The following is a 21,240-nucleotide window of genomic DNA, read 5'->3' as shown; positions in this document are numbered from 1 at the left end:
GATCTGGACTCACGCTCAGCGGACGATGTCGCCGGCGAGCTCCCACAGACGCTCGGCGTTCGCCGGGTCCAGCGCATAGCGGGCCACGCCGGGTACACCGAGCTTCGTGGGACGGGCGTCTACCACCGGTGCCTGGTTGACATCCTCGAAGTAGCGGCCGCCGACCCCTTCGACCAGGGGCGACGCGGCGAGGAACACGGTGGTCGCGGCGCCCTGCTCGACCGTCTTGCGGTAAGGCTCGGGTGTCCGCAGGCCGCCTGTGTGCCGCTGCAGGTTGGTGGCGATCGCACCCGGGTGCAGGGCGTTGGCCGTGATGCCCTCACCGGCCCAGCGGCGCTGCGCCTCGACGGCCAGAAGGACCTCCGCGGTCTTGGACTGCCCGTAGGCGGTGAGCGCGTCGTACGGGCGGAAACGGAAGTCGATGTCGTCGAAGACGACAGGGGAGAACAGGTGTCCACCGGAGGACACCGAGACCAGGCGCGCCCCGTCCGCGTCGGCGAGCGCGCGGTGCAGCCCCAGGGTCAGGGCGAAGTGCCCCAGGTAGTTGGTGGCGAACTGCTGTTCGTGTCCGGCGATGCCGCGCTCGAGCTCCGGCGGCATCATGATTCCGGCGTTGTTGATCAGGACATGCAGCGGGCCCTGCCAGGCGGCGGTGAACGCGCGTACCGACTCCAGGTCGGACACATCCAGGCGGGCGACGTGGATCGCGTCGTTCCCGGTCGCCTTGCGCAGGTCCGCTGCGGCCTGCTCGCCGGCCTCGGGACGGCGCACCGCGAGCGTGACCTCGGCCCCCCCGGCCGCCAGAGCGCGGGCGGTCTCGACGCCGATGCCCGAATTGGCCCCCGTGACGACCACGCGCTTGCCGGACAGGTCGACGCCCCCGATCACCTCGGAGGCGGTGCTGTCGCGGTCGAACGAGGTGGTGAAGAGCTGGGACATACGATGCATTCCTCCTGGTTCGCGGACTGTGCCGCCAGGCTGCACCGGATGCCGCCGGGCGGACCAGGCCGGGCTGAGACTGGGACCGGCAGGGCCACCCGGGGAACCGGAATGCCTTCGTACGCTGGAGACATGCCAGCCACCGAAGACGCCAACGCACTGGGTCGCTACCTGCGGGCCCGCAGGGAGCTCATCTCACCAGATGAGGCCGGCGTTGCCGATCAAGGCAACCGGCGCGTCCCGGGGCTGCGGCGCGAGGAGGTCGCCTTCCTCGCGGGCATCAGTTCCGACTACTACAACCGCCTGGAGCAGGGCCGCGACAAGAATCCCTCCGAGCAGGTCCTGCGCAGCATAGCTCGCGCCCTGCGGCTGGACGAGGAGGCCACGGCCTACCTGCTGCAGATCGCCGCACCGAAGGGTCCGCAGCGCAAGCGGCCCCGCAGGCCCGAGAAGGTCAGCGCCGGCATTCGCACCCTCATCGACTCCTGGCCGCTCACGCCGGCATACGTCCACGGCAAGTACATGGACATCCTTGCCGCCAACGACCTCGCCGTCGCGCTCTCGCCATTCAACGCCCCCGGCCACAACGGCATCCTCGCCGCGTTCCTGGAACCCGAGATGCGAGAGCTCCATCAGGACTGGGACGACATGACCGCCCGGGTCGTCCCCTACCTGCGCTCCATCGTCGGCGCCGACATCCACGACCCGCGACTCGTCGAGATCGTCGGTGAGCTCACCCTGAGCAGTGAACGTTTCCGTACGCTCTGGGCCCGCCAGGACGTCAAGCACAAGACCACCGGCACCACCATGTTCCGCCACCCCCAGGCCGGCCCGCTGGAACTGCGCTACGAAAAGCTGCTCATACCGGGCGCCGGGCAGACGCTGATCACCTACCACGCGCAGCCGGGCAGCGCCTCCGAGGAACGCCTACGCCTGCTCGCCAGCATGCACGCCCCCGACCGTGCCGGCAGTTCACCGGCTGCCGCCGACCAGCCTGCCCCCGGCAACACCACCCAGTGACGGACATGTGGAGCATTATCGGCCGCACCGGAATGCGCACGAACTAGGCGGCCGGCGGCGTTCCGCGGCCTGAGCACGCCGAGGCGCGTCGTGCCCCCCACACGCGTGCGGTCCGGCCCTCCAGGGACAAGCTGGCTGAAAACCGCTGTCGTAACCGTGCGACGACCCTCCGCTCACGGCCGTCCCTGCCCATCGGAGCTCTCGTTGGGTCACGGCACGAACCAGCCGCATCCACGTCTCGGCGAACGTTACAAACCTGCCCCTGCGACCACCGGCGATGCTCGCCCGGACGGCGGCGAGCCTCGACATCCTGTCCGGGCGCCGGTTCGAGTTCGGACTCGGCGCGGGCGCCTTCCCCCTCGACGAGGCGCTCGACATCCTCCGCGGCGCCCGGCAAAGCGGCGAGCACGGCTCCCTGCGTTTCCAGGACAAGCGGCGTAGCGGTGCGATGCCCTCCGTGGTCACCCGCTGGCCTCGCAGGGACTACGTCCGGCTGCTCCCGGCATGTGCGACGCCCGGCTGAGTGACAAGCGCTCTCGGCCTACCCATCGGGGGAAGGGAACGCGCTGCCCCACAGTTGTCCTTTCCGAGGAGTCGAAAACGGCGCTCGTCCCGGTCTCGTTGACAACGGCAGCAGCAGGGCGGATGCCACTGCGAGATTCGGACACGGCAACCGTCGTGCAACGACGTGCCCTGCCGTCCGGTGCCGGGAGGTGTGCTGAATCTCTGCCCGGCCCTCAGTCCCCGTCAGCAGGCAACCTACCTCAATGGGAGTTTCCGGAATGCCCGCTTCACCATCCGCGCAGTGCAAGGAACGCACCATCGACGACAGCACCTGTCCGAATCTGCTGGGCGCGCTGGAGCTTGTCGGGCGACGTTGGACAGGAGGAATTCTGGCGGCCGCCGCACATGGGGCCCGGCGCCACGGGGAGTTCCGAGCGATGGTCGGTGGTATTTCCGACCGCCTACTGACGCAGCGCCTGAAGGAGCTGGCCGCCGAGGGACTGATCGAGCGCACGGTGATGCCGACCACGCCCGTGCAGATCCGTTACAGCCTGACCCCGGACGGCCAATCACTGCTGAACGCACTCCAACCCCTGGCCCAGTGGATGGCCCACCGCTCCGTCCGGGCGGGCGCGGCACAATCACCCGTCCACCGCCCCGGCTGACCGCTTGGGGCAGCGGCACGTGCGCACTGCCGCCAACGGTGGCGGAGACACCCGCAGCCGTCGTTTTCCCTCCGTGTAAACCATTGGCGGGGCTTTCGGCACCGCCATCGTGGGCAACATCATCACCGGGCACACGCCCCCCAGCGTGCTGCCCGCGGAAAGCGGCTGCACCTGGGCGTTCGCCACGCTCGCTCTCGCCGCTCTCGCCGCCTCCGCGGCCTCCCTCCCGATACCCCGCATCGGGCAGACCGACGGCCGTGCACCCGGCGAGAGCCCCGCGGGTACCGTCACGGCCGGCGACACGACACCCGCATCGGCACGCGAGGGCCGACCGGGCGTCCGGACCCCCTATCGAGTCGCCGGCCGGCCGGTTGGGCGGTCGACTCACTGCGTCAGCGACCCGCGTGGGTGGCGTCGAGGCGACAGGTTCATCAGCTCTATCGCCGACGATCGCGTAAGAGCCGTGCCCCATCTCGAACGATCGCTACAAATATTCCCCCATCTGAGGCAGGAAATTCGGACGATTTTTTTGACGCATCGTTCCACATAGGGTTCACTGGCTGACGTGACCGGGTCGCGACCGACCGGTAGTGCGGCGCTTCCTCGGTGAGCGCCAAGTCGGTAGCCCACAGGCCCGGAACTCAACGACCGTCGCCCGCGCACGGATGCGGCGCCGAAAGGACACAGCATGAGCAAGCAGGAATCCCGCACGCCCTCCGCATGGCGTTCGCGTGTGGTCGGCGCAGCCGCCGTGGCCGCACTGCTGGCCGGCGGGGGCGCGGGCGCGGCCGCCTGGGCCTCCCAGCCCGCATCCGCCACGTACCCGGCGCAGTCCGCTGCGGCACACAACGCGGCCACTGTGCAGCGGCTCGCCGACATCGAGGACATCCGCCAGGTGAAGGCGCGCTACTTCCGCTACCTCGACAGCAAGCAGTGGTCCAAGCTGGCCGCTCTCTTCACCGCCCACCCCACCATCGACGTGGGCGCGAAGTACAGCAGCGGCAAGGAGCTCGCCGAGAAGACGGCAGCGCTCCTGGGGAACGCCCCCACCGCCCACCAGGGCTTCCTGCCCGAGATCCAGGTGCACGGAAACCGCGCCACGGCGATCTGGGCGATGGAGGACTACGTGAGCTTCCCGGCCGGATCCAGCTACAAGAACGGCTTCCACGGCTACGGCGAGTACCGCGACACTTATCAGCGGATCCACGGCCGCTGGTACATCGCCAGCACCGTGCTGTCCCGGTTCCGGGTGGACACCGTCCCCAACTGGACGCCGTCCACCGCAGCGAAGAAGTAGCACCAACCACTTCCCCCTCGGCCCGCACAGGGCCCGTCTCACAGCCCGTCTCACAGGAGTACAACATGAGCACCATCGGTGTCGGCATCATCGGCGGCAGCCCGGGCGGCTGGGCCTCCATCAGCCACATCCCCGCCCTCAAGGCACTGCCGGACTTCACACTGCGCGCCGTCAGCACCTCCCGCCGCGAGTCCGCAGAGGCGGCCATGCGGGAGTTCGGCATCGAGGCGGCCTACGACAACCACGCCGACCTCCTGGCCCACCCTGGAATAGACGTCGCCGTGGTGGCGGTCAAGGTCCCCCACCACCGGGAACTCATCTCCGCCGCGATCGACGCCGGCAAGACCGTCTACAGCGAGTGGCCGCTGGCTCTGAACCTGGCGGAGGCCACCGAGCTCACCCGGCGCGCCGAGGCCGCCGGGGTGCACACCGCCATCGGCCTGCAGGGGCGCTTCCACCCCGAACTGCGCTACGTGCGCGATCTGATCCAGGACGGCAGGATCGGCCGGGTCATCGGCACCTCCCTCGTCGCCTCCGGCATGGTCTGGAACGGGCAGACCACCAAGGCCCACACTTACTGGTACGACGAGACCCAGGGCGCCACCCCCCTGTCCGGCGCCGCCCTGCACGCCATCGACGCACTCAACGTCACCCTCGGAGAATTCGACCACCTGTCGGCCAACCTCGTGCGAGGCCGCACGGAGGTGACCGTGACCGATGACGGCAACACCATCGTCCCGGTGACCGCCCCGGACCAGATCTCGGTCATCGGCACCCTGGAGAACGGCGCCGCGGCCTCGGTCTTCTACCGCGGCGGCGCCTCTCGCGGAGACAACTTCCGCTGGGAGATCAACGGCACCGACGGCGACATCGTCCTGACCGCTCCCTGGGGCAACATCCAGGTCACCGACCTCACCCTCCAGGCCGGCTTCGGCGAAGATGCCACCGTGGCCAAGCTCGACGTGCCCGCCGAGTACTCCGCCGGTATCCCCGACAGCCTCGTCGGCCCCGCCAGGAACGTCGCCGCGCTCTACACCCATCTGGGACGGGACCTCCGCGAAGGCACCCACACGGTCCCGGACTTCACCTACGCCCACACACGCCACGAGCTGATGGACGCCATTGGCAACTCGTCCCGGCAGCAGACCGCGCAGACCCTCGGCTGACCTCGCGAGGTACGCCCTTTCCCTCCCTTGGGGTACGGACAGCTCTGAGGCAAAACTTTAACGAACGATCGCTATTGCATCGGCGCCGGCTCCACAGCATCACCAGGCTGGGCGCCAAGAGTGTGGGGCGGGTTCGCCCGCGCCGGCGCCGATGCCCCCCGCCTGGGATGACGCACCCTGCCAGGAGCCGACTGCCATGGCACGCGGGGACACGCCAACGTCACTAACCAGGGATTAGCCACTTACCATCCGATTGGCGGACGAAGATTGTGTCGGCACCGTTGGCGACATTCCGACTCGGGACCTCCCGACTCACTGAGTCGAGCCAGCCCTCAGCTCGAGGCGCCGGCAGGTCCCGTGCCGGGGCCGAGGCGAGAGGCGGCAAACCGAATGCCTCCCGACGGCGGCGTCACTTCTCGAGAGCCATGCAACGACCACGACGGAGAAGACACGTATGCACAGCACCACGTCCCGCGGCGTCCCCGGCGGGCTCTGCTGCGGCAGGCGCCGCTGGTCGGCCGCGCGCAGCGCGACCTCCGTGCCCTTCAAGGCGTTCGCGCGGGAGATGATCCCGGCGGTGATTCTGTCGAACTCCAGGGCCGAGCTCCGGGTGTAGCCGGGCACGTCGACCGCCGCAGTGATGCCGGTGGGGCCGGCTCCATGCCCGCGCCAACGCAGCACGCCGACCCGGCACTGGGGTAGAGGCGGAAGCTCTACCGAAGCTGCGGGCCGATCACGATACTCAGTTGGTTTATGGGGATCGACGGGAGCAATTGATTTTGGATTGGCCGGTGTAGGCACGGCGCTGGAATCGTGCCCGATACGGACCGTTCACCGAGCCGATCTCCTCGTCGGTCCTGCGCTAAGCCGAGCGATCAACTGGCCTGCGGATTCGCACCGTCAGGCGAGGTGCCTCTCCCGGCTCCGGGTCGGCACACGGCCCCAAGCGAGGGTGTACGCGCGGGCCGCGGCACGGGGGTCCTCGGCGGCGCAGATGCCGGACACGACGGCCGCGCCCGCGGCTCCGGCCTCCCGCAGTCGTGGAAGGTCGGCAGGGTTCACGCCGCCGATGGCCACGGTGGGCAGTGCGCTGAGCCGGGCGAGGCGGGCGAAGCCGTCAAGGCCGAGCGAAGGCGGGGCGTCCGCCTTGGTCCGGGTCGCGTGCAGCGCGCCGATGCCGACGTGGTGGACGCCCGCGGAATCCTGGGCGGCGGCACGCAGTTCCTCGGGGGTGGCGGCGCTGAGGCCCAGGACCGCGTGCGGTCCGATCAGTTCGCGGACGGCGGCCGGGGGCAGGTCGGACTGTCCGACGTGGACGCCCGACACGCGGATGCCCCCGGCGCGGGCGGCCAGGAACACGTCCACCCGGTCGTTGACGATCAACGCCACGTGCTCCGGGAGGACCGCGGCCACCTCCGTGACCGTGCGCAGGAATGCACCGCCGTCGGCGTGCTTCTCACGGATCTGCACCGCGGTGACGCCGCCCGCCACCGCCTGGGCGACGGTCTCGGCCACGCTGCGGCCCCTGGCGCTGCACTGGGCCGCGTCCGTGACCAGGTAGACCGACAGATCGACCGGCGTCGCCGTCACGAAACGGCCGCCCGCTCGGCGATGTCGGACTCCCGCAGCGCGGCGAGCGCGTCCAGGAACTCCACGGCGAAACTGCCGGGCCCGGCGGCCTTCTTCGCGGCCAGTTCGGCGGCGACCGTGTAGGCGGTCACGGCCGCCACCGTCGAGGCGAACGGGTCCTCGTCGACCGCCGCGTAGGCGGCCATCACGGCGCCCAGCGCGCAGCCCCCGCCCGTCACCCGGGTGAGCAGCGCGTCACCGTTGGCGATGCGGGCCGTACGCACCCCGTCGGTGATGAAGTCCACGGGTCCGGAGACGGCGACCACGCCGCCGGTCGCGCCGGCCAGGCGCTGTGCCGTTTCCTCCGCCGCCTCGACGCCGTCGGAGGAATCCACTCCGCGGCCGCCGCCGCCCGCTCCCGCCAGCGCGATGATCTCCGAGGCGTTGCCCCGTACGACCGTCGGCCGCAGCTCGAGGAGCCGGTGCGCCAGCGCGGTGCGCACGGGCAGCGCGCCGACCGCCACCGGGTCGAGCACCCACGGGGTGCCGGCCGGGGCAGCCGCCTGCGCGGCCTCGACCATGGCGGAGCGCTGCTCGGCGTGCGGGGTGCCGAGGTTGACCAGGACCCCCGAGGCGACCTGGGCGAACGGTCCGGCCTCCCCCGGGATGTCGACCATGGCGGGCGAGGCGCCCAGCGCCAGCAGGACGTTGGCGGTGAACCCCGTCACCACCGAGTTGGTCAGGCACTGGACCAGCGGGGAGTGGGCCCGTAGGCGCGTGAGCGCCTCCGCGGCGAAGGCGGTGTGGTCGGCGGACGTCGGGGACATGCGGTGTCGCTCCTTGGGGGGACGGACGTGTGCGGGCGCCTGCGATGGTCGGCGGTTCGGGACGCGGCGGTTCAGGGCCGCGAGCGCTGACGCAGTCGCAGCGGGGTGTACACCGCGAGGGCCACGAGGAAGGCCACGTAGTACGACAGGTCCGCACCGTGCAGGGCCTCCGCCACCGGGCCGACGTACAACGTGGTGTCCATGAACGGCACGGCCGCGGCGAAGGCGGCCACGAACGCGACCACGGCCGGTAGGCCGGGCTGCGACCGGTCGGTCTCGGCGGCGAGGTCGATCTCGGCGCCCGCCCGTGCCCGTGCCCGGACCAGCCAGTCGACGATGACGATCGCCACGAAGCCGGGGATCCAGTAGCCGACGAACAGCAGCACGTTCTGGAAGCGGGCGGTGGTGTCGGCGGCGTGCATCCACAGCACCAGGGGGAAGCCGAGTACGGCGGCGAATGCGGCCGCCGCCGGGCGGGGAACGCGCACGCCGACGGTCTGCAGGGCCAGGGATCCGCTGTAGTCGTTCATGGCGTTGCTGCACAGGGCCGCCAGGGCCACGGCGAGCAGCCCGAACGCCCCCAGCGGCCCGCCGCCCAGCAGATCGGCCACGCCCGCGGCGGTCTGGTCGGTCAGGACGGACGCGCCCCACAGCCCGAGGACCTGGACGGCCACGAAGGACACCACCAGGCCCGCCAGGGTGAACCAGAACATGCGCGAGCGCGAGGTGGTCCGTGGCAGGTAGCGGCTGAAGTCGCTGGCGTACGGGGCCCAGGACAGGGACAGGCTCAGCGCGATGGTGCTGGTCAGGACGAACGCCCCACCCCGGTCGGCGCCGTGGGCGGAGCCGGTGACCGCGGGGTCGACGCCGTCGAGCAGCTTCCAGGCGATCAGGGCGAAGGCGACGGCGAGCACGAAGGTCATCACGATCTGGAGCCGGTGGATGGCCTCGTAGCCGAGGACGCCGAGAGCGCCCTGGCCGAGCATCATGATCAGGACACCGAGCCAGAAGGGCAGGCCGCACAGCCGCGCCAGCGCGTCCCCGCCGAAGAGCCCGATCAGGGCGTCCCAGGCGACCGAGGACAGCCACTGCAGGATGCCGGGCAGCGCGACGGCCCGGCCGAAGGCCAGCCGGGCCAGCGGCAGCTGCCCCGCGCCCGTCCGGCTCCCCCAGGTGCCCAGGTAGGCGGTGGGTATCGCGCCGATCACGGTGCCGAGCACCACGGCGGTGAGCGCGGTGGCGAAGTCCAGGCCGAGGACGATGCCGATGGTGCCGGTGAACACGCCGGTCATGGTGAGGTTGGGGGCGAACCACACGGTGAACAGGCGCCCCGGTCCGCCGTAGCGGTTGCCCTCGGGGACCGGTCGTATGCCGTGTGCTTCGATCCGTAGGTCGCCGGCGGCCGCCGGCATGCGGCCGTCGAAGACGGTCTGTCGGCTGTCGGCGGGCAGACCGCCGGAAACATGCGCCAATGGCATGGAGACATCCCTCCGCCAGTACGAACTGGTTCAGGTTCGACGGGTGTGATCTCAGCCCTCGGCGGGGCACCCCGTGTCCGGTACGGGGGACAGACTAACCCGACGGCGACGCCCGGTGCGCCGGGCGGGCCGGCCTCCGGCAGGGACCCGTTCGCGAGCGTTCACCCGGCGCCTGGAGCGGCGTGACGGTCACGGCGACGGCGCCCGCCCCGGATCGGCGGGTTTGTGGCCCCGGTACCGCGGGCTGGGAAATAATCGGGGCATGGCATCGACGTCCAGCACCACAGAGCTGCGCCGCGATCGGTTCCGCAGGCGGCTGCCCGCGGAACTGTCCGCTCTGCGGGGACCCGCGCACGGGACGATCGCCCTGCCGCTGCACCTGGCCTGGTCGGGCCTGACGGAGTTCGATCTGGACCAGCCGCGGCTGCGCATGAGTTGTTACCGGACCGTCCTGGCCGAGGGCCTCCACGACGACTTGGTCCGCTACCTCGACCGGGACCTTCTCATCAAGCTCTGGCCCGTGCTTCGCACGCTGATCAGCCGCGACATCCGCGACGTCTGGGAAGCCGCGTTCAGCGAACTCCCCGCTCGGGCGCCTCGAGCAGCGTGAACCTCGATCCACTGCACCGCCGGCTGCTGGCGGACGTCCTCACCATCGGCAATCCGTATCCCCTGGTCCTCACGGGTGGCTACGCGGTGCAGGCGCACGGCCTGGTCCAACGGCTCAGCCAGGACCTCGACGTCGCCACGGACCACAACGACCCGATGGACCAGATCGCCGCGACCGTCACCGCCGGGCTTCGCGACCGCGGCTGGCAGGTGCACGTCGTGGAAGCGGACCCGCTGGCCGCACGTCTCACCGTGACCGACCCGGACAGCGGTGAGGAATGCGAGCTCGACATCCTCAAGGAAGTCCTCACCCGCCCCGCCGTGATCACCGACCACGGACCGGTCCTGTCCCTCGAAGACGTGGTAGGTACCAAGGTCCGCGCACTGGCCGACCGCGGGATCGCCCGGGACCTCATCGACGTCCGTGCCGCGGCCCACCTGTGGTCCTCGATCGAGCTCGAAGCGCTCGGCCGCCGCCACGCCCGCGACGCCTTCGACCTGGAGGACCTGCTGGCCCGCCTGGGCGGCGCGGACTGGATCGACGACACCGAATTCGCCGCCTACGGTCTCACCGAGCCCGAGATCGGCGAATTGCGCCAATGGGCCCAGGGATGGGCCGACGATCTCACCGCCCGTCTCCACGACCAGCCGCTCGACGACTGACCGCCCTCAGCGACGGCAGGCTCGGTCGCGGGAACCGGACGCTTCGCCCGTGGAGGGCACCGGCAGCCGTGGACCAGCCGCACGTGCGGTCCGCAGGGCCTGGCCCTACGAGCGCTGCGCCGAAGCACCAGCAGCGGCGCCGACGCACCACCGCCGACATGACGTTCCGGCAGTTCCCGCATCCTGCCCCGCCCGCCTCTCGCGCACCGTCGGCGACGGGCCACTCGGGTGGTCCGCGGCGACACCACCACCCTGGGCGGCGCGGGTCCGGGGGCGCCGCTCCGGATCCGCGTTTAATCGCGCTCGGATCCGAAAAGCCGGGGGCTGAGCGCGCCGGCGGGCGCGGATCTCCGTGCCAGGCCTCACAGCGCTTGAGGGAGATTGCCATGAGCGGCACCACGACCTTGCCGGCACCGTCCGGTCCCTACCTGGGCGAAGGGCTGCTGCCCGCGGACTTCTACGCCTACGAGGAACTGCTGTCGGACCGGGAACGGGAGAAGGTCGAGTCCGTCCGCGAGTTCCTCCGCACGCAGGTCGCCCCGATCGTCGACGACTACTGGGCGCGGGCCGAGTTCCCCTTCCAGTTGGTCGAAGGCTTCGGGAGGCTCGGGCTCGTGGACTGGGCCGACCCGGACTCGACGGAACCCAGGCCGAGCAACCTCTTCGCGGGTCTCATGGCCTTGGAGCTCGCCCATGCCGACGCTTCGGTGGCGACGTTCTTCGGTGTGCACACGGGTCTGGCCATGGGCACCATCCTCGCCTGTGGCTCCGAGGAACAGCGGCGGCGGTGGCTGCCGGCGATGAGCCGCTTCGAGAAGATCGGCGCCTTCGGGTTGACCGAGCCGCACGGCGGCTCCGACGTGGCCGGCGGGCTGCGGACGACCGCGCGCCGCGACGGCGACGGATGGATCCTCGACGGCGCGAAGCGGTGGATCGGCAACGCGACGTTCGCCGACCTGGTCGTCATCTGGGCCCGCGACGTCGAGACCCGTCACGTGCTGGGCTTCGTCGTGGAGAAGGACACCCCCGGGTTCACCGCGACGAAGATCGAGAACAAGATGGCGCTGCGGATCGTGCAGAACGCGGACATCGTGCTCGACGGTTGCCGTGTTCCGGAGGCCAACCGGCTGCAGAACGCGAACTCGTTCAAGGACGCCGCGGAGATCCTGCGCCGGACCCGCAGTGGGGTGGCGTGGCAGGCGGTGGGCATCATGTTCGGCGCCTACGAGATCGCCCTGGAGTACGCCAAGCAGCGGGAGCAGTTCGGGCGGCCCATCGGAGGCTTCCAGCTGATGCAGGACCTGCTGGTGAAGATGCTCGGCAATGCCACGGCGTCGTGCGGGATGGTGACGCGGCTGGCCCAGCTGCAGGACGCCGGGGTGTACCGGGACGAGCAGTCCTCGCTGGCGAAGGCCTACTGCACCGTGCGGATGCGGGAGACCGTGGGATGGGCGCGCGAACTGCTGGCCGGCAACGGCATCATCCTCGACTACAAGATCGGCCGGTTCGTCGCCGACGCCGAGGCCATCTACTCGTACGAGGGCACGCGCGAGATCCAGACCCTCATCGTCGGGCGTGCCGTGACCGACGGCCTGAGCGCTTTCGTGAGGTGACGACGTTGACCACCGAATCCGTGTTCACCGGGCTGAAGGTCCTTGACGCATCGAGCTTCATCGCGGCACCGGCCGCGGCCACCATGCTCTCCGACTTCGGAGCCGACGTCATCAAGATCGAGCCGCCGGGGAACGGCGATCCCCAGCGGCGGCTGGGCTCCGTGCCGCCCAGTCCCCAGGCACGGGCCAACTACAGCTGGCACCTCGCCAACCGCAACAAACGTGGCATGGTGATCGACCTGAAGTCTCCGGCGGCCACCGGGATCCTCAAGCGCCTCGTCGAGTGGGCCGATGTGGTGATCACCAACTTCCCGCACGGCACCCGCGAGCGACTGCACCTCGGCTACGACGAGGTCGCGGGCTGGAACCCGCGGGTCGTCTACGCCGACATCACCGGCTTCGGTGACACCGGCCCCGACGCCGGGCAACCGGGCTTCGACCTGACCGCCGCCTGGTCGCGCAGCGGGCTGCTGGCCTCCACCCGGGACGCGGGAGCACCGCCGACGGTGCCGGTCTGGGGCAGCGGCGACTACATGTCGGCGATCGCCGTCTACGCGGCGATCGTGACCGCCCTGTACCGCCGTGAGCGCACGGGACAAGGGGCCAGTGTCGGGACGTCACTGCTCGCCACGGGCGTCTGGGCCACGGGAACCCTGGTGGCCGGCGCACTCGCCGGCGGCACGTCCTTCGAGCTGCACGACCGGAAGGCGCCGGCGAACCCGCTGGTCAACCCCTACCGGACCGCCGACGACGAGTGGTTCATGCTGGTCGCGTCTCCCCCGCACTGGCCGGGACTGACGCGGGCCATCGGGCGCCCCGAGCTGCTCGAGGACCCGCGTTTCGCCGACGTCGAGGGTGTCCTCGAGAACGCCGCCGCGCTCAGCGAGCTGCTCGACGCCGAGTTCCGCGCGCGGCCCTTCGCCCACTGGAAGGAAGCCCTGGGACGAGAACGCGTCACCCACAGCCTCATCCAGACCCCTGAGGAGGCCGCGCAGGACCCGCAACTGCGCGCGAACGACGTCGTGGTGCCGCTGGAAGGAGTCACCGGGCTCACGGAGACCATCAGCAGCCCGGTCAACCTGCGAGGGGTGCCGAAGGTGCCGGCGAAGCGTGCGCCGGACCTGGGCGAGCACACCGACGAGATCCTCGCCGAGCTGGGATTCGGCCCCGCCGAGATCGCCGAACTGCGCGCCCAGGGAGCGATCCCCGGCGGGTCGGAAACGAAGGCGCCGCGGTGAGCGGGGCATCAGCGTTGCGGGCCCCGATCCCTCGGGCTCGGCACCGAGCACCAACTGGCCCACGTGATCTACCGCAACGGCGCCCGGTACCCGGTGCAGGCATGGACGGACACGGCGACGCTCGCCAAGAGCGCAGCCGTCGCTGCTACAGGCCGTGCTGGGTACGCTCCAGGCGGCAATCCTTTGTCTGACTCCTGCTCCGGAAGCAGACGGAGCTCTGGCGTGAGGGCGTGAAGCTGGCGGGGCGCAGGCGCCTGACGCCTGCCCCGACCCAAGCTCCCGCGTAGTAGAGCGGCCCCGCCGCGGACAGGGGAGGTACGCCGACGGGGCCGCGTACGGCGCCCGCCCGGTACTCACCACGTAACCGGGCGAGCTGCTGGGGGCCTAGGGGCTGCGCTCCGCATGGGCAGGGATCAGTAGATTCCAGCCGATGCCGGAGCAGTCCTTCGGGACCGGAGGGAAGGTGTGGCCCTCCACGTCTGTGCTGGTGAAGCGATGGCCCTGGCCGCAGGTGCATGCGTAGATGCCGCTGACCGGGACCCTCTTTCCGGGGAGATTCACGCGGGTTTTCTCGTCCATCACGTCCTCCTCGCCGACCGGGGCCTGAATGGAGCAGGCCCCGGTCTGCAAGGCGCTGACCACCGAGAGGGGGAGCCCCTCGGGGCGCCGCCCGGTCGGGGGGCGAAGCGGGCGGCGTCGGCAGATCGCCTTACCTCGCACAGGTCGCCGAAACCTCCTAGGCGGGAACATCTGCAGCTCCGGGAGGCTGTGATCCGCATGCGGCAGCGGACGAGGCCGTCCTCGGGCAGGTCGAGCAGCATGCTGCTTCCGTCGGTCGCGCGGGCCTGAATCCGGGCGCGAACGGGGGCGACCTGGTCGACGGGGCCGGTGAGGACGATGTCGACGGCGTCGTAATCGGGCGGTGGAAAGAGGTCGTTTTCGACAATGCTCAAAGCGTGTCAACGGTTCGTACTGGGCGGCGGGGCCGGGGCGGTGGCCACTCGAAGGAGTGGCGCCGGCTGGGCTGTGCCGCTCCCCCGCCATCAGCGCCGCCACTGGCGCTCCCACCAGCCCACAGCGAGTGCGTCCAGGCCTGCACCTGATGCTGCAGACACTGCAGCACTCGCGGGCACACGGCACGGACCGGTGCCCGCGGGCGCCACATGACGCCTGCGGTTGCGCGCGAACGGTGCGAAGAGCAGAGTGCCGGCGCTTGTGGCAGGCGCCGACTGCCGTCGTAGTCTGAACTTGTCCGTCCGGCCGGATCAGGCCCTACGGGGCCGATTAAGGCCGGGCGGGCCCGTCACCACACGTCGGGGCCGCCGCCGCGCCACTCGATGACGTCGGGGTCGGCGATGTCGAACCAGGCGGGATCGAAGCCGGCAAGCCAAAGGAACTGCTCCAGTTCTGTCATGTCGCGGGCAGTTCCGAAGTAAACCCCGTTGATCGTTACTCGGCGGCCGTCCACGGGCGGAAGGACGATGACGGACGGCTCCTTGGCAGGCATATGTCCAGCGTGTCTCGCGCGGAACGCGGGTGCATGCCGGATGTGTTGACCGACGGCGTCTCCCGCCGCGTAGAAACCGACTCCGGACCCGGCGGCATCTTGGTCGTGTGCCGCGCCGAGGCGTGCGACAAGCGGGCACCGAGCGTGTTGGCTGTGGCGGCGGGCAGCACGCTGGACCCATCAACCGGGTGACGGAGCGGCCCCGCCGAAAGCCCCGGAAGGAAGCGACGGGGACCGCGTCTTCGAGCCCATCCGGCCAGCCGCGTGGACCACTTGCATGGCCAGGCAGGCGGTAAAGCGACCCCGCCCCGAGGGCTGACTCCGTTCCGCATGGGCAGGGCCGGTCTACCACTGGGAGCGGGCGCAGGTGCCGGACGGGGCCGTTCCGGCCTCCGCCCCTCGGCTGCGGGTATCGGTACTGGGCGGCATGTACGGGCTGCCTGGGGAGTACGTGGTCAGGTGCGGCTGGGGGTCCGAGTTCGGCGTGAGCCGCGGCACTGTGCGGAACCTGACCGCGGCCCTGCGGGAAGACCTCATCATGACCGCCCCGGGCAGGTTCGTTCGTCGACGAGACGGCCACCGAGAGCTGATCCCGCTGGCTCGACACGCTGGCCAGCCGTACAGTCGAACGTGTGGGCGACTTGCCGCCTGATGCTGAGCGGCTGCGGGTGATCCGGTTGTACCTGCAGTTGCAGATCGACGTGGTCGACGCGAAGATCCGCGAGGTCGAGGACAGGGAGCCTCGACCCGGTGCCGCTGCTACGCCACCGAAGGAGGAGCGGTCGCACGCCAAGGCGGGATCGGCTGGCGCCTCCAGCACATACCCAAGGGCGGGTCCCTCCACGGTGTGATCCACCGCGGCGACTGCCCGGACGCGGTCGGCGGCTGGCTCAGCCCCCGCGAGGTGGAGATCGACCTCGGCATGCCCGACGTCGAGGCCTGCCCCCGCTGCCACCCCGCGCGCACCGCAGCCGGGGCCTGAAGACACGAAAGCGCCCCCGCCGTTCCGAAGGACAGCCGGGGCGGCCCAGTGCTGGAGATAGCGGCGCCTTCCACGCCCGTGAGGGCGCGACCCGCCACTGCTGTTCTGCTCCACCACGATGAGCGGCTTACCAGCCATGGCGGCATTTGCGATGAGGCACTTTCCTGCTGAGCGTCCGATCGCCAGAGGGCCTCGCGTTCGTGAAGCACATGGCCTTGCTGGCGGACCGGACCGGTCATGGTGGCGGGAACGGTGTCCCGGCCTCGACGCCCAGCGGGACTTCGTCCGCTGGGCAGAGGTGGGTGCCCATGTTGCGCTCCATCATGCGCAGCGCCGCGTCGGCCAGGTCGCGATGGATGTGGGCGACGGCGTCACTCGCGACGGTCGTCGGCAGGTGCCGGACGTGCGCGTCGAGTGCCGAATACAGCACGCACTGCTCGGTGACCTGCCCGCGCAGCACGAGATGGCCGACGTTCCGCCGGTCCAGGAGGTACTCCAGCGGGGTCTGGAAGAAGATCGAATGCCGGGCTTTGACGACGAACAGCGAGTCGGCGTCGGGCTTGACCGGTTCGACCAGGTCGGCGTGAGGGCCAGCGAGTGCCATGTCGAGGATTTCGTCGTGATGGGAGCGCCAGCGTCCGTAATTGTCGTTGACGTAAATGACGTCCACACCGATGGCGCGAGCGCGTGAGATCAGCTTCCGTACGCCGGGGAGCGCCTCTCGCACAGATGGCAGCAGCAGTTCGGCGTCCTCGTGCTCATACGTATTGATCATGTCGATCACGACGAGCGCGGTCGTTTCCTTGTCGTGCATTCGTTGCGGACCTCGATGGTTGCCGTGTCAGGCAGTCACTCCCCGGCGGCGTGCGGGGCTCGTACGTGGGGGAAGTGCAGAAAGCTCCGGACAGGGTCGTTGTTCCAGCATGCGGCCATCAAGACTGCGTCGCAGCCTGGAGGGGTGGAATGCCGAATGATCGTGTATCCGCCTTCGGAATGCGGCGGGCGCCGGGTCCGGCTGGATGAGCGCATCCTCACCCTGGCCCATGGGCCCAGGGACATTCTCGTCTTGCTGCGGCGGGCTGGGCTCAGGCCCCGAGTCAGAGACCTCTGGAAGGGGAGCTGGTCGAATGGCGGGGCGGCGGACCTGATCTTTGGTGACAGGCGGCGCGCCACGCCGCCCGGTTCGCATCGACCCCCGATCCACCGTTCGGGCCTGCCCGGGGGGACGCCGGGCCGCTGCGGTTCGTTCCGCTGGGTCAAGCGTCGCGTCGCTGGTCGTTGCTGTCCTGGCGCAGCTGGTCGGCGTGCCGAATGAGAGCGTCCACGCGCGCAGCTATCTCCGGATGCCCCGGCTGCAGATGGATGCGGGCGGCCGCAAGGGGGGCCATCAATCGGGCCGCGTCGTTGTGGGCGAGGGCCCTGTCGATGGCGGCGATGGCGGAGCGAGCCGCGGGGGGAAGGTCGGACAGCCCGGTGACGAGAGCGGCCAGGCGGCGCAGGTCTGCGGCGTTGTCGCGTGCCCAGGCTGTAACGGTGCGGTCGGCGGCGCGGCGGTCGCGGGTGGCCTTCACCCGCTCCTCCCCCGTGCTGCCTGCTGCTCCCGGCTGCAGGCGCAGGTAGCGGCGCTCGGCAGCCTGGCGACTGGCGACCCCGAGAGGGCCTGCCAGGTCGGCCCAGCTGGTGCCGGCGGCGCGGGCGGTCTCGATAAGGCCCCTCTCCCACCCGGCGAGCTGCTCGCGCACCTCTCGCAGCAGCATGAGCGAGGCCAGCGCCTGTTCTGTGTCGTCACCTGAGATGGCCGCCGGCGTCGTATCCGCGGCGCGGGCCGTACGCAGAGCCTCGTCGATGGCTGCCAGAGCGGTTGCGGCGGCCAGGAGCGGCACGGCTCCACCGTCTTTGGCAGCCGTCGACGCAGAGGGCTCGGTGGCATCCATGAAGCAGGTGTCTCCTCGTGTCATCGCTTCGACGACTTGACGTTTGTCATCGCTTGGACGACATGGTACAAGTGAAAGCAGGTGAAGCGCATTGGCAGCCACTGCCCGAACGCTTGGAGGTGTTTCACGATGTTGATGCGCACCGATCCGTTCCGTGAGCTGGACCGTCTGACCCAGCAGCTCCTGGGGACGTCCGGCACATGGACGAGGCCCTCGACGATGCCGATGGACGCCTACCGCGAAGGCGACCACTACGTGATCGCCCTCGACCTTCCCGGCGTATCGCCGGAAGCGATCGACATCGACGTCGAACGCAACATGCTCACGGTCAAGGCCGAACGCCGTCCCGTCGCCAAGGCCGACGACGTGCAGATGGAACTGTCCGAACGGCCCCTCGGCGTCTTCTCCCGGCAGCTCATGCTCGCCGACACCCTGGACGCCGACCACATCGAGGCCGAATACGACGCCGGCGTCCTGACCCTGCGCATCCCGATCGCGGAGCGGGCCAAGCCCCGCAAGATCGCCATCACGTCCACCGGCGACCGCAAGCAGATCAGCGGCTGAGCCCTGAGCCGGGCACCACCCGGCACATGCAGGCGGCGGAGGACGGCTAACCGTTTCCCTCCCTCCTCGGTTCCGTCCTCCGCGCAACCCAAGGGGATTACCGTGCCCATGCGACCGGATGCGTTCCTCGCACGCGTGCAGGAATGCGGCGAATACTCCACACCACAGGAGGCGGACCAGGCCGCACGCGTCGTGCTAGCCCTGCTGGGCGCACACGTGGTCGGCGAGGAGCGCGCAGAACTCGCCGCTCGGCTCCCGGAGACCTACGCACTCATCCTGCTCAATCCGCTGCAGGCCGCCGAGCCGCTGGACGCCGAGCGGTTTGTGCGGGCCACCGCCGCCTGGATCGAAGGCGCCACCGAACAGACCGCACGCTGGGACGTCGGCGCCGTCCTCAGCGTGGCCGCCGAGGAGGCCGGACAAGACCTCCTGCGCCGGCTCTTGCTTCAGCTGCCCCCGGGCTACGACCTGCTGTTCGGCCACCTCGAGCCGGCCTGACCCTCACGACCGTGGGGCGGGACACGCTGCCCCCGCCCCACACCACAACAAGAAGATGAAAGGCACACCGATGTCCCCGCAGCCCCCAGCGGACCTCCGTACAACGGCGATGACGTTCGACGCGATGGTCGAGCACGTACGCTACGAGGGTGCCTACCCAACCCGCGAACGGGCCGAGCAGGCGGTCCGTGATGTGCTGGCCGGACTCGGTCGGCAGCTGATCGGCGAAGAACGCGTCGCCCTGGCCGCCCGGCTTCCTGTCGAAGCCGCGCTCGAGCTCACCGCCCAACTCCCCCGCACCGAACCGCTCACCGGCTTCGACTTCGTCTGCGACCTGGCCACCCGCACCGGCGGCACGCCCGCCACCGCACGTTGGGACGCCGGGACCGTTTTCGCGATTCTCAGTCGCCTGGCCGGGGACGACCTCATCTACCGGGTTCTCGCACAACTGGCAACCGGGTACGCCTTGCTATTCGGTCGGGCCGAATTGGCGCCGACCGCATAGCGGTGGCCGCGGTCGGCTCTCGCCCAGCAGTTCACCCCTTCGGCACACAACCCACTCGGACTGAGCTCGTTGCCCACTGGTGAAAGACCGCCAGGAACCGCTTGCGGACAAGCGGCATCGCAAAGCAACAGACAGTACCTACACCGAGTCGAGCATTCCGCGCTGACGACTTGCGACACCGCCTGCGACAGCGAGCCGAGCAAGAACCCGCCCTGCGTCTCAGTACGTCGGTACTGCTTCCAGGCACCGGATTCCACCAGGTCCACGCGAGCGACGGAGCCCGCATCAGGCACCGCAGGGTCTGCGAGCGCGAAGAGGTGGGGGTACCGCAGTCGGACATCGCGCGCGGCCGGCAGCGCCCCGACGGCCGCACCGTCGTGCTCCTCGATGAGGACCTGGCCGCACTCCCTCTTCCCACGAAGCGAACCGTCGACGTCCTCGGCTTCGTCGATGAGCGCGACGTCTACCCGATGCTCTACGCCAAGCCCTACTGGGTCGGGGCCGCCGGCGAGCAGGGTCAGCGGCCATACGCGCTCCTGGTGGAGGCGCTGGCCCTGCACGGTTGCCGTCGCCAAGGTCACCTTGCGCACCCGGGAGCGCCTGGCGGTCCTGAGGCCGCGGCACGGCATGCCGCCGGCACCGCGGCGATCCCCGCAACCGAGTGGGTGTCGGTCATCGACCTGGCGGCGCGGCTGCTCCTTTGGCCGGAGGCGATGTAGCCGCCAGAACGGGGGTAGCCGCCCCTTAGGTCCCCTGCCCGGCCCCAAGTGATCCCAGAAACCGGGTCAGGCAGGGGACTCACCAAATTGTCGGGCCTGCGCTGCGCCGGTCGAACAGTTCGTCGTCCAGATAGACCGAGTCAGGGTCGAGGCCTGCACGCCGCAGGGACTCCATCAGGTCCCGACGGTCGTACGCGATGCCGAGGTCCTGGCAGTCCAGGCGCACGCGCCGACCGCCACCCTCAGAAGGCGGCGGATACACGACCACCCGATGCCGCTCCATACGAAGACTTCAGGCTGCACCGCCCGGGAGGGCGGCGGCCTGCCCTTTGGCAGGCAAGGGGGCAGCCCGCCACCGGATCAGGCGTTGACGTACACCCGGGTCACGAATTCCACGATCTGACTGTCCGACAGATTGCGCGCGAGGTCGGCTTCGCTGATCATGCCGACCAGTTGGTGACCCTGCTCCGTGTCGATGACTGGCAGGCGCTTGATCTGATGCTGTTCCATCAACTGCAATGCCTCATCGGCACCGGCGCTCGCGTCGATCCATTGCAGATCACCGGCAAGGGTTCCCGCCTGGACCGTTGCGGGGTCGATGCCCTCCGCGTCGCACTGGACGACGATGTCCTTCGCCCGCGCAGGGGGCCTGTGTTCCAGGGCTGCACGTGCTGCGATTCTGGCTGCCGGGTCCGGTAGACAGCGGATGCTCGTGAGGCTGGTCAGAGCCATCTCGTCGATCGTTCGTGCGCCCCGCCGTGGCTCCAAGCCCATGCTGCAACCCGGCGTTCACAGGAAGGGGTGCTGTACGAAGGCACCCTCCTCCAGGATCGGCTTCGTCCCCACGGCTCGCAGGAGATCGCCGGGAGATCGCCGGAAATGAGACCATCCGAGGCAACGCATGCACGAACCCAGTGGGCGACAGCTGATCGATGGCATACGG

General features: G+C 70.0%; 25 protein-coding genes, 1 pseudogene and 1 riboswitch. Of the genes and pseudogenes, 16 read left to right on the top strand and 10 right to left on the bottom strand.

What is annotated here, in order from left to right; genetic code table 11:
* Window positions 1-15 precede the first annotated feature (15 nt).
* Entirely contained in the window at window positions 16-939 is a 924-nt protein-coding gene (locus PV350_RS12395) for an SDR family NAD(P)-dependent oxidoreductase (RefSeq protein WP_500333733.1), read from the bottom strand.
* 132 nt (window positions 940-1,071) lie between these two features.
* Between PV350_RS12395 and PV350_RS12390 the strand changes: the two genes are divergently transcribed.
* The 6 genes and pseudogenes from PV350_RS12390 to PV350_RS12365 all read left to right on the top strand — a co-directional run bounded on the left by PV350_RS12390 (window position 1,072) and on the right by PV350_RS12365 (window position 6,207).
* Window positions 1,072-1,959, top strand: coding sequence for a helix-turn-helix transcriptional regulator (locus PV350_RS12390; protein WP_500333731.1), 888 nt, complete (start codon window positions 1,072-1,074; stop codon window positions 1,957-1,959).
* 220 nt (window positions 1,960-2,179) lie between these two features.
* Window positions 2,180-2,482: pseudogene (locus tag PV350_RS12385) on the top strand (LLM class flavin-dependent oxidoreductase); the annotation flags it as partial.
* Between the two features lie 259 nt (window positions 2,483-2,741).
* Window positions 2,742-3,128, top strand: a complete 387-nt coding sequence (locus PV350_RS12380) for a winged helix-turn-helix transcriptional regulator (protein ID WP_500333729.1) — start codon at window positions 2,742-2,744, stop codon at window positions 3,126-3,128.
* A gap of 688 nt (window positions 3,129-3,816) precedes the next feature.
* Window positions 3,817-4,425 carry a nuclear transport factor 2 family protein gene (locus PV350_RS12375; protein ID WP_500333727.1) on the top strand — a complete coding sequence of 203 codons (609 nt, stop codon included), beginning with the start codon at window positions 3,817-3,819 and terminating at the stop codon, window positions 4,423-4,425.
* A 65-nt stretch (window positions 4,426-4,490) separates the two neighbouring features.
* The gene (locus PV350_RS12370) at window positions 4,491-5,591 is read left to right on the top strand and encodes a Gfo/Idh/MocA family protein (protein ID WP_500333725.1); all 1,101 of its coding nucleotides are present in this window, start codon (window positions 4,491-4,493) and stop codon (window positions 5,589-5,591) included.
* A 454-nt stretch (window positions 5,592-6,045) separates the two neighbouring features.
* Window positions 6,046-6,207, top strand: coding sequence for a hypothetical protein (locus tag PV350_RS12365; RefSeq protein ID WP_500333723.1), 162 nt, complete (start codon window positions 6,046-6,048; stop codon window positions 6,205-6,207).
* Between the two features lie 284 nt (window positions 6,208-6,491).
* Here the strand turns inward: PV350_RS12365 and thiE are convergent, their stop codons facing one another.
* The 3 genes from thiE to PV350_RS12350 form a co-directional block, all read right to left on the bottom strand.
* Window positions 6,492-7,181 carry a thiamine phosphate synthase gene (gene thiE / locus PV350_RS12360; RefSeq protein ID WP_500333721.1) on the bottom strand — a complete coding sequence of 230 codons (690 nt, stop codon included), beginning with the start codon at window positions 7,179-7,181 and terminating at the stop codon, window positions 6,492-6,494.
* Window positions 7,178-7,987, bottom strand: coding sequence for a hydroxyethylthiazole kinase (gene thiM, locus PV350_RS12355; protein ID WP_499516352.1), 810 nt, complete (start codon window positions 7,985-7,987; stop codon window positions 7,178-7,180). The genes thiE and thiM overlap by 4 nt, the downstream gene beginning before the upstream one ends.
* A gap of 71 nt (window positions 7,988-8,058) precedes the next feature.
* Window positions 8,059-9,465, bottom strand: coding sequence for a purine-cytosine permease family protein (locus PV350_RS12350; RefSeq protein ID WP_499516351.1), 1,407 nt, complete (start codon window positions 9,463-9,465; stop codon window positions 8,059-8,061).
* A riboswitch (TPP riboswitch) is annotated at window positions 9,456-9,549 on the bottom strand. Its footprint overlaps the gene before it by 10 nt.
* A 178-nt stretch (window positions 9,550-9,727) precedes the next feature.
* Here PV350_RS12350 and PV350_RS12345 point away from each other — a divergent pair.
* The 4 genes from PV350_RS12345 (at window position 9,728) to PV350_RS12330 (ending at window position 13,588) form a co-directional block, all read left to right on the top strand.
* A complete protein-coding gene (locus PV350_RS12345; protein WP_499516350.1) occupies window positions 9,728-10,075 on the top strand; it encodes a transcriptional regulator in 348 nt (115 codons plus the stop codon).
* Window positions 10,072-10,737 (top strand): nucleotidyl transferase AbiEii/AbiGii toxin family protein, encoded by a 666-nt coding sequence (locus tag PV350_RS12340; protein ID WP_500333718.1) that lies wholly within the window; start codon window positions 10,072-10,074, stop codon window positions 10,735-10,737. Before PV350_RS12345 ends, PV350_RS12340 begins: the two co-directional genes overlap by 4 nt.
* A 386-nt stretch (window positions 10,738-11,123) precedes the next feature.
* Window positions 11,124-12,350: an acyl-CoA dehydrogenase family protein gene (locus PV350_RS12335; RefSeq protein ID WP_499516348.1), complete on the top strand. Its 1,227-nt coding sequence runs from the start codon at window positions 11,124-11,126 to the stop codon at window positions 12,348-12,350.
* A gap of 5 nt (window positions 12,351-12,355) precedes the next feature.
* Complete coding sequence (locus PV350_RS12330) at window positions 12,356-13,588, top strand: CaiB/BaiF CoA transferase family protein (RefSeq protein WP_500333716.1); 1,233 nt, start codon at window positions 12,356-12,358, stop codon at window positions 13,586-13,588.
* A gap of 384 nt (window positions 13,589-13,972) precedes the next feature.
* On the opposite strand, the gene PV350_RS12325 is transcribed toward PV350_RS12330, so the two are convergent.
* A complete protein-coding gene (locus tag PV350_RS12325) occupies window positions 13,973-14,167 on the bottom strand; it encodes a hypothetical protein (RefSeq protein ID WP_499516346.1) in 195 nt (64 codons plus the stop codon).
* Window positions 14,168-14,891: 724 nt separating this feature from the next.
* Window positions 14,892-15,095, bottom strand: a complete 204-nt coding sequence (locus PV350_RS12320) for a hypothetical protein (protein WP_499516345.1) — start codon at window positions 15,093-15,095, stop codon at window positions 14,892-14,894.
* Between the two features lie 632 nt (window positions 15,096-15,727).
* Between PV350_RS12320 and PV350_RS12315 the strand changes: the two genes are divergently transcribed.
* Together PV350_RS12315 and PV350_RS12310 are read left to right on the top strand one after the other, a co-directional pair.
* A complete protein-coding gene (locus tag PV350_RS12315; protein ID WP_500333714.1) occupies window positions 15,728-15,946 on the top strand; it encodes a hypothetical protein in 219 nt (72 codons plus the stop codon).
* Window positions 15,943-16,077: a hypothetical protein gene (locus tag PV350_RS12310; RefSeq protein WP_500333712.1), complete on the top strand. Its 135-nt coding sequence runs from the start codon at window positions 15,943-15,945 to the stop codon at window positions 16,075-16,077. Before PV350_RS12315 ends, PV350_RS12310 begins: the two co-directional genes overlap by 4 nt.
* Window positions 16,078-16,312: 235 nt before the next feature.
* Here PV350_RS12310 and PV350_RS12305 read toward each other — a convergent pair whose 3' ends face one another.
* Both PV350_RS12305 and PV350_RS12300 read right to left on the bottom strand, forming a co-directional pair.
* On the bottom strand, window positions 16,313-16,891 hold the full coding sequence (locus tag PV350_RS12305; protein WP_500333710.1) for a cysteine hydrolase family protein: 579 nt from the start codon (window positions 16,889-16,891) through the stop codon (window positions 16,313-16,315).
* A 442-nt stretch (window positions 16,892-17,333) separates the two neighbouring features.
* On the bottom strand, window positions 17,334-18,011 hold the full coding sequence (locus PV350_RS12300) for an HSP18 transcriptional regulator (RefSeq protein ID WP_500333708.1): 678 nt from the start codon (window positions 18,009-18,011) through the stop codon (window positions 17,334-17,336).
* Window positions 18,012-18,140: 129 nt separating this feature from the next.
* On the opposite strand from PV350_RS12300, the gene PV350_RS12295 reads away from it, so the two are divergent.
* The 4 genes from PV350_RS12295 (at window position 18,141) to PV350_RS12280 (ending at window position 20,297) form a co-directional block, all read left to right on the top strand.
* Window positions 18,141-18,575: an Hsp20/alpha crystallin family protein gene (locus PV350_RS12295; RefSeq protein WP_499516341.1), complete on the top strand. Its 435-nt coding sequence runs from the start codon at window positions 18,141-18,143 to the stop codon at window positions 18,573-18,575.
* A gap of 108 nt (window positions 18,576-18,683) precedes the next feature.
* Window positions 18,684-19,073 carry a DUF2267 domain-containing protein gene (locus PV350_RS12290; RefSeq protein WP_500333707.1) on the top strand — a complete coding sequence of 130 codons (390 nt, stop codon included), beginning with the start codon at window positions 18,684-18,686 and terminating at the stop codon, window positions 19,071-19,073.
* Window positions 19,074-19,182: 109 nt separating this feature from the next.
* Entirely contained in the window at window positions 19,183-19,578 is a 396-nt protein-coding gene (locus PV350_RS12285) for a DUF2267 domain-containing protein (protein ID WP_500333705.1), read from the top strand.
* Between the two features lie 101 nt (window positions 19,579-19,679).
* The gene (locus PV350_RS12280) at window positions 19,680-20,297 is read left to right on the top strand and encodes a Ku protein (RefSeq protein ID WP_500333703.1); all 618 of its coding nucleotides are present in this window, start codon (window positions 19,680-19,682) and stop codon (window positions 20,295-20,297) included.
* A gap of 79 nt (window positions 20,298-20,376) precedes the next feature.
* Here the strand turns inward: PV350_RS12280 and PV350_RS12275 are convergent, their stop codons facing one another.
* A complete protein-coding gene (locus PV350_RS12275; RefSeq protein WP_500333701.1) occupies window positions 20,377-20,580 on the bottom strand; it encodes a hypothetical protein in 204 nt (67 codons plus the stop codon).
* 77 nt (window positions 20,581-20,657) lie between these two features.
* On the bottom strand, window positions 20,658-21,029 hold the full coding sequence (locus PV350_RS12270; RefSeq protein WP_500333699.1) for a CBS domain-containing protein: 372 nt from the start codon (window positions 21,027-21,029) through the stop codon (window positions 20,658-20,660).
* Window positions 21,030-21,240 lie beyond the last annotated feature (211 nt).

Source organism: Streptomyces sp. PA03-6a, assembly GCF_033792765.1.
Classification (GTDB): domain Bacteria; phylum Actinomycetota; class Actinomycetes; order Streptomycetales; family Streptomycetaceae; genus Actinacidiphila.
This window is presented reverse-complemented; position numbering and strand designations above follow the sequence as displayed.